This window comes from Bradyrhizobium sp. CCBAU 25360 (assembly GCF_028128695.1).
Classification (GTDB): domain Bacteria; phylum Pseudomonadota; class Alphaproteobacteria; order Rhizobiales; family Xanthobacteraceae; genus Bradyrhizobium; species Bradyrhizobium ottawaense.
The window spans coordinates 368121-381877 of the sequence record NZ_LBJA01000040.1 but is presented as its reverse complement, the minus strand read 5'-3'; the positions used below and the strand labels follow the sequence as shown (position 1 = coordinate 381877).

The 13757-nt window shown below is 63.6% G+C and carries 12 protein-coding genes and 1 tRNA gene; 6 read left to right on the top strand and 7 right to left on the bottom strand.

The genetic code is table 11. The features are described 5' to 3' along the window. Positions 1-73 precede the first annotated feature (73 nt). Positions 74-739 carry a glutathione S-transferase family protein gene (locus XH81_RS21285; RefSeq protein WP_028139340.1) on the bottom strand — a complete coding sequence of 222 codons (666 nt, stop codon included), beginning with the start codon at positions 737-739 and terminating at the stop codon, positions 74-76. Positions 740-903: 164 nt separating this feature from the next. On the opposite strand from XH81_RS21285, the gene XH81_RS21280 reads away from it, so the two are divergent. From XH81_RS21280 to panE, 4 genes are all read left to right on the top strand, one after another. Next, the gene (locus tag XH81_RS21280) at positions 904-1500 is read left to right on the top strand and encodes a DUF2239 family protein (protein ID WP_028139341.1); all 597 of its coding nucleotides are present in this window, start codon (positions 904-906) and stop codon (positions 1498-1500) included. 86 nt (positions 1501-1586) lie between these two features. Beyond that, the gene (locus XH81_RS21275; protein WP_028139342.1) at positions 1587-2936 is read left to right on the top strand and encodes an MATE family efflux transporter; all 1350 of its coding nucleotides are present in this window, start codon (positions 1587-1589) and stop codon (positions 2934-2936) included. A gap of 102 nt (positions 2937-3038) precedes the next feature. Then, entirely contained in the window at positions 3039-3647 is a 609-nt protein-coding gene (locus tag XH81_RS21270; protein ID WP_028139343.1) for a 2-hydroxychromene-2-carboxylate isomerase, read from the top strand. Between the two features lie 122 nt (positions 3648-3769). Further along, positions 3770-4693 carry a 2-dehydropantoate 2-reductase gene (panE, locus tag XH81_RS21265; RefSeq protein WP_028139344.1) on the top strand — a complete coding sequence of 308 codons (924 nt, stop codon included), beginning with the start codon at positions 3770-3772 and terminating at the stop codon, positions 4691-4693. A 202-nt stretch (positions 4694-4895) separates the two neighbouring features. On the opposite strand, the gene XH81_RS21260 is transcribed toward panE, so the two are convergent. The 4 genes from XH81_RS21260 to XH81_RS21245 all read right to left on the bottom strand — a co-directional run bounded on the left by XH81_RS21260 (position 4896) and on the right by XH81_RS21245 (position 8492). Beyond that, positions 4896-5489 carry a c-type cytochrome gene (locus XH81_RS21260; protein WP_028139345.1) on the bottom strand — a complete coding sequence of 198 codons (594 nt, stop codon included), beginning with the start codon at positions 5487-5489 and terminating at the stop codon, positions 4896-4898. A gap of 208 nt (positions 5490-5697) precedes the next feature. Continuing rightward, on the bottom strand, positions 5698-6972 hold the full coding sequence (locus XH81_RS21255; RefSeq protein ID WP_028139346.1) for a PQQ-dependent sugar dehydrogenase: 1275 nt from the start codon (positions 6970-6972) through the stop codon (positions 5698-5700). Positions 6973-7354: 382 nt separating this feature from the next. Further along, entirely contained in the window at positions 7355-8341 is a 987-nt protein-coding gene (locus tag XH81_RS21250; RefSeq protein WP_028139347.1) for an NAD-dependent epimerase/dehydratase family protein, read from the bottom strand. 76 nt (positions 8342-8417) lie between these two features. After that, positions 8418-8492 (bottom strand) — tRNA-Gly (locus XH81_RS21245). 274 nt (positions 8493-8766) lie between these two features. Between XH81_RS21245 and trxA the strand changes: the two genes are divergently transcribed. Together trxA and XH81_RS21235 are read left to right on the top strand one after the other, a co-directional pair. Continuing rightward, positions 8767-9690 carry a thioredoxin gene (gene trxA / locus XH81_RS21240; RefSeq protein ID WP_028139348.1) on the top strand — a complete coding sequence of 308 codons (924 nt, stop codon included), beginning with the start codon at positions 8767-8769 and terminating at the stop codon, positions 9688-9690. A gap of 35 nt (positions 9691-9725) precedes the next feature. After that, positions 9726-10403 (top strand): LON peptidase substrate-binding domain-containing protein, encoded by a 678-nt coding sequence (locus XH81_RS21235; protein WP_018323574.1) that lies wholly within the window; start codon positions 9726-9728, stop codon positions 10401-10403. A 12-nt stretch (positions 10404-10415) separates the two neighbouring features. Here XH81_RS21235 and XH81_RS21230 read toward each other — a convergent pair whose 3' ends face one another. Continuing rightward, positions 10416-12932 (bottom strand): EAL domain-containing protein, encoded by a 2517-nt coding sequence (locus XH81_RS21230; RefSeq protein ID WP_028139349.1) that lies wholly within the window; start codon positions 12930-12932, stop codon positions 10416-10418. 195 nt (positions 12933-13127) lie between these two features. Then, positions 13128-13721 (bottom strand): cytochrome b/b6 domain-containing protein, encoded by a 594-nt coding sequence (locus XH81_RS21225; protein ID WP_038973001.1) that lies wholly within the window; start codon positions 13719-13721, stop codon positions 13128-13130. Positions 13722-13757: the final 36 nt, after the last annotated feature.

The following is a 13757-nucleotide window of genomic DNA, read 5'->3' as shown; positions in this document are numbered from 1 at the left end:
GCAGAGCCGAACCCGGGATCTCGTCATTCCGGGTTCGCGCTTCGGGCGCCCCCGGGATGACGATAAAAAAGAACTACCGTCCCACCTGATACGGCCCGCCCTTTTCCAATGCGCGCGCATAGGCAGGCCGCGCGTGGATGCGCTCGAGGAACGCCATCGCCTTGGGATGGCCCTGCTCGAGCCCGCCGCGCGCTTGCGCCGCTTCCAGCGGAAAGCTCATCTGGATGTCGGCTGCGGTGAACTCGTTGCCGGCGAACCACTCGCTCTTTGCAAGCTCGCCTTCCCAGTAATCCATGTGCTGCTTGAGCTGCGGATTGACCAGGGTGGTCAGCGCCTGGTTCGAGACCTTGCGCACCAGCGGACGCAGCAGCGCGGGTGCGCGCTTCGGCATCAGCGTGAACAGCAGCTTCAACAGCAGCGGCTGCATCGCGGACCCTTCGGCGTAATGCAGCCAATAGGTGAAGCGCAGCCGCTCCGGCGTGTTCGGCGGCGGGATCAGCCGGCCGTTGCCGTAGGTCGCGATGAGATATTCGATGATCGCGCCCGACTCGGCGATAGTGTTGCCGTTGTCGGTGATGACGGGCGACTTGCCAAGCGGATGAATGGCGCGCAGCTCCTTCGGCGCGCGCATGTCCGGCTGGCGCTGATAGCGCACGATCTCGTAGGGCACGCCCAATTCTTCGAGCAGCCACAGCACGCGCTGCGAACGGGAATTGTTGAGGTGGTGAACGGTCAGCATCGGCGAGGTCCCCGGGGCAAGGCGTAGTGGCTAGGCGTGCTCAGTCGCGGCGCCGTTCGTGCCAGCCCGGGATCACAATGTCGAGCCATCAGGACGGATATTTTCACCCGGGTATATTGACGCCGACAATTTACCCGGGTATTAAATGACCCAACGTCGTCAAAATGACAATGATTCCAATGCAGAAGATTTTCACCGCCTTCCAGGGGCAGCGTCGCCTGGTGTCCGGGCCGGCAGGCGAGGTCGCGCTGGTCGTCAAGCGGGTAGCGCAACGGCCGGACGAGCCCATCCTCATCTTCGAGGACGGCACCGGCCGATCGATCGACTTCGATCTGCGCGGCGGGGATCGCGAGGTCCTGGCGCGGTTGGCGAAGCTTGTGCCGCCGCCGGTCGAGGAGCGCACGCCACCGAGCGAGCCGCGCGGGCGCGGGCGGCCGAAGCTCGGCGTGGTCGCGCGCGAGGTGACGCTGTTGCCGCGACACTGGGAGTGGCTCAACGCGCAAGCGGGCGGCGCCTCGGTCGCGCTGCGCAAGCTCGTCGATGAGGCCAGGCGCGCGAGCGGCGACAAGGACCGCGAGCGGCAGGCGCGCGACGCGGCCTATCACTTCATGTCGACCATGGCGGGCAACCTGCCGCAGTTCGAGGAAGCCTCGCGCGCGCTGTTTGCCGACGACCGGCGACGCTTCACCGGACTGATCGCGGACTGGCCGACCGATATCCGCGACCACATCGTCAAGCTCGCCTACAGCGACCGCGCTTAAGGCGCGCGCGCTCTCACCTTCCCATCGACGGCCGAGCCGCGCATTGCGCGGCAACGGCTTCGCACGCCCTGATGAAAGGCCAATCCATGTCTGTCCCCAAGCCGCTCTGGACAACATTCCTCCGCTTCCTCGCACCCTTGATGCTGAGCAACGCGCTGCAATCGCTGTTCGGCACCGTCAGCAACGTCTATCTCGGCCAGATGATCGGCGTCGATGCGCTCGCCGCGGTCTCAGTCTTCTTCCCGGTGATGTTCTTCCTGTTCGCCTTCGTGATGGGGCTGAGCACCGGCGCGACCGTGCTGATCGGCCAGGCCTTTGGCGCGGGCGAGCACGGCCGGATCAGGAGCGTCGTAGGCACGACGCTCGCGATCGGCCTTCTGCTTTCAATCTCAGTGGCGCTGATCGGCGGGCTCTTCAGCCGTCAGCTGATGATGGCTCTCGCCACGCCCGCGGACATTCTCGACCAGGCCAGCGCCTATGCGCGCATCATGCTGCTGACGATGCCGCTCGGCTTCATCTTCCTGTTGATGACGGCGATGATCCGCGGCGTCGGCGATGCGCTGACGCCGCTGCTGGCGCTGGCGTTGTCGACCGCGATCGGGCTGATCCTGACGCCGATGTTGATCCGTGGGTCATTCGGACTGCCGGCGGCCGGCATCACCAGCCCGGCATGGGCGGCCGCGATCTCGAACGCCCTCACGTTGATCGCGCTGGCACTCAATCTGCTACGAAAGAAGCACGCGCTCGCGCCGGATGCGGCGCTGCTGGGTCACCTGCGGCTCAACCGCGCCATGCTAGGAAAAATCCTCGGCATCGGATTGCCGAGCGCCATCGGCATGGTGGTGATGGCGATCGCAGAGCTGGTTCTGCTCGGCCTCGTCAACCGCTTTGGATCGGAGGCCACTGCGGCCTATGGCGCCGTCAACCAGGTGATGGGCTACACGCAGTTCACGGCGATGTCGATTTCGATCGCGGTCTCGATCCTGGGCGCGCAGGCCGTCGGCAGCGGCGACAGGGCCCGGCTCGACGGCATCGTGCGGACCGGGCTCGCTTTCAACCTCGTTTTGACCGGTGGGCTCGTGGCGCTGATCTATCTCGCGCCGCGCGCAATCCTCGGCATCTTCATCACCGATGCCGCCGTGCTCGATCTGGCAAAAGGCCTGCTCGATATCGCCCTGTGGAGCTCGGTGCCGTTTGGCCTCGCCACAGTGTTCTCAGGTGCCATGCGGGCGGCCGGCGTCGCGTTGATGCCAATGCTGCTCTCGATCTTCGCGATCCTCGCGATCGAGCTGCCGGCCGCGGTGATCCTGAGCCACACAATCGGCCTTTCGGGCGTGTGGGCCGCCTATCCCATCGTGTTCTGCGCCATGTTCGTCTTGCAGATGGGCTATTACCTCATGGTCTGGCGCAAGCGGGCGATCCGACGGCTGGTCTGATTTCCAGAGTATTATGCTCATCATTAAACGGTGGACCCGCAGGGCACGCTGCGTCACAATGTGGGTAAGCCAGATCAAAAAAGTTAGGTCACGGAGACGATTTTGACCCGCACAACCCCGCAATTCCTGTTCGATTTCGGCAGCCCGAATGCCTATCTCAGCCACCTCGCGATCCCCGCGATCGAGCAGCGCATCGGCGTCAAGTTCGAATATATGCCGATCCTGCTCGGTGGCATCTTCAAGTCGACCAACAACAAGTCGCCGGCCGAGACGCTCGCGGGCATCAAGAACAAGCGTGAATTCCATCAGGTCGAGACCGAGCGCTTCATCAAGCGCTTCCATGTCCAGCCCTATGTCTGGAATCCGCATTTCCCCATCAACACGCTGAACCTGATGCGCACGGCAATTGCCGCACAGCTCGAGGGTGTATTCGAAAAATACGTCGAGGCGGCCTTTCACCACATGTGGCGTGAGCCGAAGAAGATGGACGATCCCGAGATCGCGGTGAAGGCGCTGGCCTCATCCGGACTCGACGCCCAGAAGCTGTTCGCCCGCAGCCAGGAACCCGAGGTGAAGGGCAGGCTGATCAAGAACACCGAGGACGCCGTTGCCCGCGGCGCGTTCGGCTCGCCGACCTTCTTCGTCGGCAACGAGATGTTCTTCGGCAAGGAGCAGCTGCGCGAGGTCGAGGAGATGGTGCTCGGGACTTAGCCGCTCATTCTCCGGCGACAGAATGTGATCGCGGCAACATTCTGGATTGCTTCGCTTCGCTCGAAATGGCGATTATAAGTAGCCGCCAAGAGTAATAATCAAGAGCAACAATGGAGCATCCCATGCGTATCCTCGTGGTCGGCGCCGGCGCCATCGGCGGCTATTTTGGTGGCAGGCTGTTGCAAGCCGGCCGCGACGTCACCTTCCTGGTCCGGCCGCGCCGCGCCGGCGAGCTCGCAAGCGCCGGCCTCATCATCAAGAGCCCGAATGGCGATGTGACCTTGAAGAATCCGCCGACCGTGCAAGCCGACGCGCTCAAGGACAAGTTCGACGTCGTGCTCTTGAGCTGCAAGGCGTTCGATCTCGACGACGCCATCAAATCGTTTGCGCCGGCGGTCGGACCTGATACGGCGATCATCCCGATGCTGAACGGCATGAAGCATCTCGATATCCTCGATGCAAAATTCGGCAAGGAGCGCGTGCTCGGCGGCCTCTGCGCCATCGCGGCGACCCTGAACGAGAAACGCGAGGTGGTGCAGCTCCAACCGATGCAGTCGCTGAACTACGGCGAGCGCGACGGAAAGCTGTCAGATCGCGTCAAGGCGATCGACGAGGCCTTCAAGAGCGGTATCACCGGTGCCGCCGCCAGCCAGAACATCATGCAGGACATGTGGGAGAAGTGGGTGTTCCTGTCCTCGCTTGCGGCCTCCACCAGCCTGATGCGCACCTCCGTCGGCAACATCCTCGCCGCGCCCGGCGGCCGCGACTTCCTGCTCGGCATGCTCGATGAGACCAGCGCGATCGCCACCGCGTCGGGCTATACGCCGGGCGGGCCGTTCTTCGAGCGAGTGAAGGGCAACCTCACCGCCGAAGGCTCGCCGATGACGGCCTCGATGTTCCGCGACATCAAGGCGGGCCTGCCGGTCGAAGCCGATCACGTCATCGGCGATCTCATCGCACGCGCCGATGCCGCCAAGGTGCCGGTGCCCAAGCTGCGCATCGCCTACACGCATTTGAAGGCGTATGAGAGGCAGCGGGCGGGGTAACACCCAGCCACACACTCGGTGTCGTCCCGGACAAGCGTAAGCGCAGATCCGGACCCCATAGCCACAAGACTACATTGTGCGCGACGTCGTCACTCCGAGCCCTCGTAACCACATCTTCCTGTGGTTATGGGTCCCGGATCTGCGCGCGCTCGAGGCGCGCTTGTCCGGGACGACAGCGGAGATTGCCGCAACTAGCCCCGCACTATTTCAAATGCGTGAGATAGTGCGAGACCGCCGTGATTTCCTCGTCGCTCATGTGATAGGCGACATCGGCCATCGCGGCGACGCCGCCGCCGACGCGCTGGCCCGCTTTGTAGTCGCGCAACGCCTTGACCAGATATTCCTCGCGCTGGCCAGCCAGTCGCGCCACTCCCTTGGTGCCGGCGAAGCTGTCCGTATGGCATGAGGCGCAGCGGCGGCCGGCGGCAACTTGCGCGCCTTTCTTCGACAGGTCGGGATCGCCGTCCTCCGGTCCCTTCGGCGGCGTCAGCTGTGAAAAATAGGCGCCGAGATTGCGGATGTCCTCGTTGGTGAGCTCCTCGACGATCGGCTGCATCTGCTCGTTCTTGCGCGAGCCGGCGCGGAAGAACACGAGCTGCCATTGGATGAACTGATCAGGCTGGCCGGCCAGCGAGGGGATATTCTCCGTCTGCGAAACGCCGTTCTCGCCGTGACAGCCGGAGCAGACGGCAGCCTTCTCCTTGATCGCAGCATTGTCCGCAGCCTGAGCCGGGACGGATGCGAGCGCCGCAAGCGAGAGCGCGCCGATGGCGTAAGAAGAAAACTGGCGGCGCATCGTGGGAATTCCGATCTAATTAGCTCATTCCAGGGCGTGCGAAGCACGAGCTAAGATGCGCAATTGCGCATCCGAGAATCCATAACCCCGATTTATGGTTATGGGTTCCGGACTTGCGCTGGCGCGCAATCCGGAACGACAACATCCACGTTTTCAGCAAAGAGGCTGCGGCACCCTCCGGCCACCGCAGCCTCTTTCTCTTGTCGTGCTACTTCTTGCTGTAGCTGATGCGGTAGATCGCGCCGGCCCAGTCGTCGGCGACGAGGATCGATCCGTCCTTGGCGAGGATGATGTCGTCAGGACGCCCGAGATAACCCTGGTCGCCCTCGATCCAGCCGGAGGCGAACACCTCCTGCTTGGGGTTCTTGCCGTCAGGCCCGACGATCACGCGCATGATGCGGCCGCCCTGGTACTTGTGGCGATTCCAGGAGCCGTGCTCGGCGATCAGGATGTTGTTCTTGTACTCAGCGGGGAACTGGTCGCCGGTATAGAACTTCATGCCGAGCGGAGCGACGTGCGCACCGAGGTTCAACACCGGCGGCGTGAACTCGGAGCATTTGTGGCCCATGGCGAACTTGTCGTCCGGCAGGTTGCCCTGGTGGCAATAGGGATAGCCGAAATGCTCGCCGATCCGGTTGATCATGTTCAGCTTGTCCGAGGGCAGATCATCGCTGATCCAGTCGCGGGCATTCTCGGTGAACCAGTACTTGCCGGTGCGCGGATCGACGTCGCCGCCGACCGAGTTGCGGACACCGAGCGCGTAGATCTCGGCATTGCCGGTCTTGGGATCGACGCGGCGGATCTGCGAGACGCTGGTCGGCGGGACACCAATGTTGAAGGGCGGTCCGAACGGAATGTAGAACCAGCCCTCCTTGTCGACTGCGATGTACTTCCAGCCATGCGCGGCATAGGACGGCATGTCGTCATAGACGACCTTGCCGTCGCCGAGCTTGTCGAGATTGGCCTCCGCATTGTCGTAGCGGATCAGCTTGTCGACAGCGATGACGTAGAGCGCGCCGTCCCTGAAGGCGAGACCGGTGGGCATGTTGAGGCCCTTGAGGACGGTCTTGACCTCCTTCTTTCCGTTGTTGTCCTTGATGGCATAGACGTTGCCGAGGCCGAACGAGCCGACGAACAGCGTGCCCTTGTCACCCCAGGCCATCTGCCGCGCGGCCAGCACGCCGGAGGCATAGACCTCCATCTTGAATCCTGGCGGCAGCTTGACCTTCTTTATGATGTTGGCGAGCTCGGCATCGGAGGCGCCGGTCGGCGGACCCGACGGCGGCGCGAGACCCTTCTGCGCCTCGGTCTCGTCGCCGAGGAACCAGTCATCTGGCGGATGGGTCCAGAACTCCTTGGTGCCGGATTCGTATTTCTTCAGCGGTTTGCTCTTGTCCTGCTGTTGCGCGCTGCCGGCGCTGGTCCCCGCAAGAAGGGCCACGGCCGCAAGTGCCAACACGGATCGATGGAACATCGATGTCATCGCGTCACTCCCCTAAGGCAGCCGCCAGGGCTGCGATTTATTTTGTTTTGCTAGTCGAGAGGCGAAGTTTGGGGTCTGCCGAGAGGCAGACATAAAAAGGCTAGCACATCTGCGAGTGCTGAGAAGGGCATCGCATGGGTTGCGGTTGCGCTCATTAAATATTGAGACGGAGTGTCAATGAGCGCGAACACCGCGACGACAGCGTTCTCGCTGCAACGCGGAATCAGACCGGCAGGCGGCTCGCCTTCAGACAGCACGAGAGACGGGCCAAAACAAAAACTGCGAAAACAACCCCATGCACAGTAGAACGGCTCGGGCCGGGTTGCGCGCGGTGACGCCGGACAGGCATTTGATGCATCGAGCAAAATGACGAACGCGGCGCTCAGGGGGCGACGGGGTAAGGCCCGTCGTCGAACACCGCATCATGATAGCCTTTCGCGCCGACCTCGCGCGCCAGCGCACTGCGAAAATCGCGACCGTCGCGAAGGCAGCTCAACACATGCGCGAAGTCGAATTCCGGCCGCCAGCCGAGCTCACGCCGCGCGCGCTCGTTGACATAGACGCGGTCGATCTCGGGGAGGAGGTTCCAGCCTCGCGCCGCATACAGCTGCGCGCAATCCGGATAGAGCTCGCGCACGACACCGGCCGCATCGCGCGCAAGCGCGGCGAGATGGCGCGGCTCGAACGGGCTGGTGGCGGAGACGATGTAGCGGGCGAAACCGATCTTCGGGGCGCGTTCGGCGGCGAGCAGATGCGCGCTCACGGCGTCCGCGATGTCCAGCCGGCGATAGAGCAGCTCGTTGGCCTGCGCGTTCTCCAGCGTGTAGGCCGAGCGCATCGCCGGATCGTCATCATCTTCTGGAAAGAAGCGCGAGGTTCGCAAGACGACGACCGGCAGGGCGCGCTCGCGATAAAACAGCTCGCACAGGGTCTCCGCCATCAGTTTTGTGGTGCCGTAGATGTTTTTGGGCACCGGCAGCAGATCCTCGGTGACCCACACGGCGGCCTGCCCGGCCCCGGAGCGAAGCTGCGAGCCGAACGCGCTGGTGGTGCTGGTGAAGACAAAGCTGCGCACGCCCGCGCTCGCCGCCGCCTCGAGCAGGTTGAGCGTGCCGGTGACGTTGGTGTCGACGAAGTCCTGCTTGCCATGGGTCGCCACATGCGGCTTGTGCAGCGTCGCCGTGTGGATGATGGCGGAGACGCCGCCCATCTGGCGGCGCACGAAACCGCGATCGACAATCGAGCCGACCGCGTCGGTGAAGGGCGATGGCTTCAGATCGATCCCGCGCACCGGGTAACCGCGAGCCCGGAGGGTCCGGAGGATGGCTTCCCCGAGGTGGCCTGCGCTGCCGGTGACCAGAATTGTCATTGCGAACCCAGGACAGCCGCCAGCGGCGCGGCGAACCACGTTTCCGTCCGGATCGGCTGGATGCTTTGGGAAAAACTGGAGCGGGCGAAGGGGCTCGAACCCTCGACCCCGACCTTGGCAAGGTCGTGCTCTACCACTGAGCTACACCCGCATCCTGTGTCGGTCGCGTGACGCGCCGGCAACGGCTGTCCTATGCCAAAAGCGGGAGGGGAATGCAACAGCTACCGGCAGCATAGATTCGGTTCTTGAGGCCCCATATGGAGCCTGAATGCGGCGAAATGGCCCGAAAGTGCCCCGGAACCGGCGAATCGGCCGCAATGGATTGAAATTCGGCCGTCGCGGCCCAATTTAGGAGCCGACAGCGAGCATAAGGAGCGGCGGCATGCTAAAGACCCGCCATTCCGGACATAGACGAGGGGATCCCCGTGACGATCATCGACCAGGGTAACGGAGCGGCGGGCCCGGCTGCGGCCGATCTGATCAAGGACACCACCACCCAGACCTTCGTGAAGGACGTCATCGAGGAATCGAAGCGCCAGCCGGTGCTGATCGATTTCTGGGCGGAGTGGTGCGGCCCCTGCAAGCAACTCACCCCTCTGCTCGAAAAGGCGGTCAAGGCGGCCAAGGGCAAGGTCAAGCTGGTCAAGATGAACATCGACCAGCACCCGGCGATCCCGGGCCAGATGGGCATCCAGTCGATCCCGGCCGTGATCGCCTTCGTCAACGGCCAGCCCGCCGACGGCTTCATGGGCGCGGTGCCCGAGAGCCAGCTCAACGCCTTCATCGAAAAGCTGACCAAGGGCATGACCGCGCCGGGCGAGCCCAATATCGCCGAGATCCTGCAGGAGGCTGAAGCCGTGCTCGCCGAGGGCGATGCGGCGGCGGCGGCGCAGATATACGCCGAGGTGCTTCAGCATGATGCCACCAACATCGCGGCGCTCGCGGGCCTCGCAAAATGCTATGCCGTCTCCGGCGCAATGGAGCAGGCCAAGCAGACGCTCGCCATGGTGCCGGAGTCCAAGCGCAACGACCCCGCGGTGAAGGCCGTGCAGACCGCGATCGATCTCGCCGAGCAGGCGCAATCGCTCGGACCGGTCGCCGAGCTGGAACAGAAAGTCGCCGCAAACCCGCTCGATCATCAGGCCCGATTCGACCTCGCGACCGCACTGAACGCGCAAGGCAATCGTGCGGCCGCTACCGAGCAGCTGCTCGCGATCGTCAAGCGCGACCGCAAATGGAACGACGACGGCGCCCGCAAGCAGCTGGTGCAGTTCTTCGAAGCCTGGGGCGGCACGGATGATGCAACCGTCGAGGGACGCAAGCGCTTGTCGACGATCCTGTTTTCGTAGGCGCGGTTGACCAAGTCAGCGGGGACCGGGACCAGATGCCGATCAACATCGAATATCGCGGACCCGCCGACCTCCCGGAGATCATTCCGGTGTTTCCGCTGCCGGGCGCGCTGCTGCTGCCCCGCGGCCAGATGCCGCTCAACATCTTCGAGCCGCGCTACCTGTCGATGGTCGACGATTCCTTCCGCGACGGACATCGCCTGATCGGCATGATCCAGCCTGATGTCGCGCACTCGCCGAAGAATTCCGACAAGCCGACGCTGTTCCGCGTCGGCTGCGTCGGCCGCATCACCCAGCTCGCCGAATCCGGCGATGGCCGCTACATCCTCGAGCTCACCGGCGTCTCGCGCTTCAAGGTGGTCGAGGAGCTCGAGGTGCTCACTGCCTACCGGCAGTGCAAGGTGGATTTCTTCGCCTTCGTCGACGACTTCACCGCGCGCATGGGCGAGGACGAGGTCGACCGCGAGGCGCTGCTGGCCGTGCTGGCAGACTTTTTGAAGGCCAACAATCTCAAGGTCGACTGGGAAGGCGTCGAAAGCGCGCCCAACGAAGCGCTCGTCAACGCGCTGGCGATGATGTCGCCCTATGGCCCCGCGGAGAAGCAGGCCATGCTGGAGGCGCCCGACCTGAAGACCCGCGCCGAGATTCTGATCGCGGTGACGGAGATGGACCTCGCCAAGAAGCGCACCAGCGGCGATCCTCCGCTGCAGTGAGGATGCGGGTGCTCACGCAGCGCAGACGGCTGCCTTGTCACCTCGCTTGGCACCTCGCCGCAACATTTTCGCAATGGCGGATGCGGGCATCGGCCGACCGAAGTAGTAGCCTTGCGTTTCGACGCATCCCTCTTCACGGAGGACGTCCAGTTGCTCCTTCGTTTCGACGCCTTCGGCGGTCGTCGTCTTGCCGAGGCTGACTGCGAAGCGAACGACTGCTCGCGCGAGATGGTGCGCGTCTGCCCTTGCGCTGGACAGTTCGCTGACGAAGCTGCGGTCGACCTTGATTTTGTCGAACGGAAATCTCTGCAGAAAGCTCAGCGATGAATAGCCGGTGCCGAAGTCGTCCAGGGCGATTCGCACGCCGAGCTCGCGCAATTGACCAAGTGCTGCGAATACGGCTTCGCTGTCATGCATGATCACCGTCTCGGTGACCTCGAGCTCGAGCCGGTGTGGCGCAATTTCCGAGCTCGCCAGTGCATCGACAATGACCGGAACAAGCTCCTTGCTCCTGAATTGAGCGGGAGACAGGTTGATCGCGATCTTGAGATGGGCAGGCCATTTGGCGGCTTCCGCACAGGCCGTCCTCAAGATCCATTCTCCCAGCGGCACGATCAAGCCGGCCTCCTCCGCGAGCGGTATGAATTCGCCGGGCAAGACCAGACCACGCCGCGGGTGATGCCAGCGCAGCAAGGCTTCGAAACCGCGGATCTCGCCGGTCGCGGTATTGACGAATGGCTGGTAGTGCAGCTCGAATTCGCCGCCAGCAAGCGCATCCCGCATGTCGCGCTCCAGGTTGCGTCGCGCATGCATGAGCTGGTCCAGTTCCGGCTCGAAGAAGCGGAATGCGCCACGTCCACCACTCTTGGCCGAGTAGAGGGCGAGATCCGCGCTCTTCATGAGCCCGTCGGAATCACTGCCATCGCGCGGCGCGATGGCAATGCCGATGCTGGTGCCCACCGTGACCCGGTGATCGCCGAGATCAAAGGGTTCGCAGAGCGCCTTTCTGATGTTCTCGGCGAGGGTGGCGGCCTCGACGGCCGGGTTGGTCACGTAGTCGATCACGGCGAACTCGTCGCCGCCTAGTCGAGCGATCAGCGCGGTTTCCGTGGTGCACTCGCGCAGACGCGCAGAAACGGCGCGCAGCAGGGAATCGCCTGCCGGATGTCCGAGCGTGTCGTTGACTTCCTTGAAGCGATCGAGATCGAGCATGAGCACGGCCAGATCGACGCCGCCGCTACGCGTAACCGCAATGGCGTGCTCCATCCGCTCCCTGAGCAGCACGCGATTTGGCAGATCGGTCAACGCATCGTGTTGCGCCATATGAGCGATCCTGGCCTCGGACCGGCGTTGCTCGGTGACATCAAGATGCGTGGCCACCCACCCGCCGCCGGCCATCGGCTGTCGCGTCACGCAGATCAACCGACCATCCGTGAACTCGTCGATTCTGCTCGAGACTGCATCGAACGGCAACGCGGCCAATTTCGACAGGAACTGCTCGGCTGCGCCCTCGCTGGTGTCGCTCTTGAGAATGCCGGTCACGACGCGATGCCTGATGATGTCGGCGTGCGGGGTCCCCGTTCGCAGCAGCTCCGGTGGCAGCCGATAGAGCAGGGCATATCGCTCGTTGCAGACCACAAGTCGCCTCTCCGCATCGAACATGCAGAGAGCCTCGACCATGTTGTTGATGGCCGTATCAAGCCTGAGCTTCTGGTCCTGCAGTTCGTTCTGCGAGCCTTCGAGCTGCTGCCGGGCAACCGAGAGCTGGTTGATGATCTCCTCGAACCTGGCGGTCCGGGTCGCCAGGCGACGATCGGCCAGCACGCCGACCAGGCTCATTCCCAGCACGGATAGCGCCACACCGGCGATAGCAAGCGCGAGGAGGGCCGGAGAAAGCGAAAGGCTATCCATCGTCGCTCGCGTTGGATCTGGCGTGATCTGCACCGCCCCCATGGCCGTGAAATGATGCGATACGATCGCGAGTGTCAGCAGGATTGCCGCCGCAAGGGTGCCCCGGTAGCCCTGGTACATGAGCGCGACAGCCAGCGCGGCGCAGCCGAGACACATGCCTAAAATGATCGAGACGAACACGAGGTCCACCGACCAGACGACTCGACCCGGCACCTCAAGTGCCCACATCCCGAGATAGTGCATGCTGGCAATGCCGCCGCCGATGATGACGCCCCCTGCCATCGCGCGCCACCGGCCGGAGGTGCCGACTGCAACGCCGAAACCGACCGAGGTCAGGAGCATTGCCGCAGCGAGAGAAAACGCGGTCGGCACGATGCCGTAGCCCGTTGGAACGCCCGGCTCGTAGGCGAGCATCGCGACGAAATGCGTTGCCCAGATGCCGTATCCGATGGCCGCGCCGGCAATCGTGATCCAGATCCACCGCGTTCTTGCGCGCGTCGCGATCGCACGATGAAAGATGCTGACCGCGACAATACTTGCAGCGAAGCAGACCAGACCAGCGAGTACAACGAGCCGCCAATCGTGCTCGACCGCAAGGCAGGAGAAAACGCGGAACATCCAGCAGCGCTCCATCGTCGATAGTTATCGATGGTGGATCGGCTAACCGCCATTCACGTTAATTTTGTGCCGTGCCTGATTGCATGCTTACCGGCATGTTAACGGTACTCGTACAACTCGATCTGACGAACGGCCTGAGGCCATGCCGCGACCGTGCCGGCTGCAGGACGCGTGCATCGATCGGCAACGATATTTTTAGGAATGGCCGCGGATGCGCTTGCGTCCGGTGATCATCGCGCGGACCAGGCTCTCGCGCTGGAGTAGCCCCATCAGCACCACGCCCACGACGTGGACCACGACCAGGACGATGACCGCATCCGATGAATAATGGTGGGTGTCTTCGACCCACCAGACGCCGAAGAAGGTGGTGGTGACCGACATCGCTCCCGTGATCGTCGAGACGGCGAGCGCAGCCAGCAGCGCCACCAGCATCAAGGTGCCGGCGGGATTGAGCCCGATGTAGCGGCCGGTGATGCCGCGGCGCAGATTCCAGAGATAGCTTGGCGCCGCCCGAAGCCTTACGCCGACCATCCGGAAGCGCGAATAGCGGCTTCCCAGGAAGCCCCAGACCAGGCGAAAGACGAGAAGTCCGAGCACCGCATAGCCGACGATGCGGTGAGTTCGGTCATAGACGGTGGGCGTGAACCACGCGGCCAGAACGCTAGCCGCGAGTGCCCAATGCCAGAGGCGCAGCGGGAGGTCCCAGACCGCGACCGTCCGCGAAACGGTTCGATCCGCGGGGGTCCGGTCGGACCCCCCGCGCGCTTTTGGCATCGCTTCTTCGATCAAGCGAAGACCATCCTCAAGCCTTGTTTTGCGCGGATC

Excerpts from the sequence above, each read along its gene's own strand:
- XH81_RS21280 (WP_028139341.1), top strand. The coding sequence starts at position 904 with ATGACAATGATTCCAATGCAGAAGATTTTCACCGCCTTCCAGGGGCAG.
- XH81_RS21250 (WP_028139347.1), bottom strand. The coding sequence starts at position 8,341 with ATGACAATTCTGGTCACCGGCAGCGCAGGCCACCTCGGGGAAGCCATC.
- XH81_RS21285 (WP_028139340.1), bottom strand. The coding sequence starts at position 739 with ATGCTGACCGTTCACCACCTCAACAATTCCCGTTCGCAGCGCGTGCTG.
- XH81_RS21235 (WP_018323574.1), top strand. The coding sequence starts at position 9,726 with ATGCCGATCAACATCGAATATCGCGGACCCGCCGACCTCCCGGAGATC.
- XH81_RS21255 (WP_028139346.1), bottom strand. The coding sequence starts at position 6,972 with ATGACATCGATGTTCCATCGATCCGTGTTGGCACTTGCGGCCGTGGCC.
- XH81_RS21230 (WP_028139349.1), bottom strand. The coding sequence starts at position 12,932 with ATGTTCCGCGTTTTCTCCTGCCTTGCGGTCGAGCACGATTGGCGGCTC.
- XH81_RS21260 (WP_028139345.1), bottom strand. The coding sequence starts at position 5,489 with ATGCGCCGCCAGTTTTCTTCTTACGCCATCGGCGCGCTCTCGCTTGCG.
- panE (WP_028139344.1), top strand. The coding sequence starts at position 3,770 with ATGCGTATCCTCGTGGTCGGCGCCGGCGCCATCGGCGGCTATTTTGGT.
- XH81_RS21275 (WP_028139342.1), top strand. The coding sequence starts at position 1,587 with ATGTCTGTCCCCAAGCCGCTCTGGACAACATTCCTCCGCTTCCTCGCA.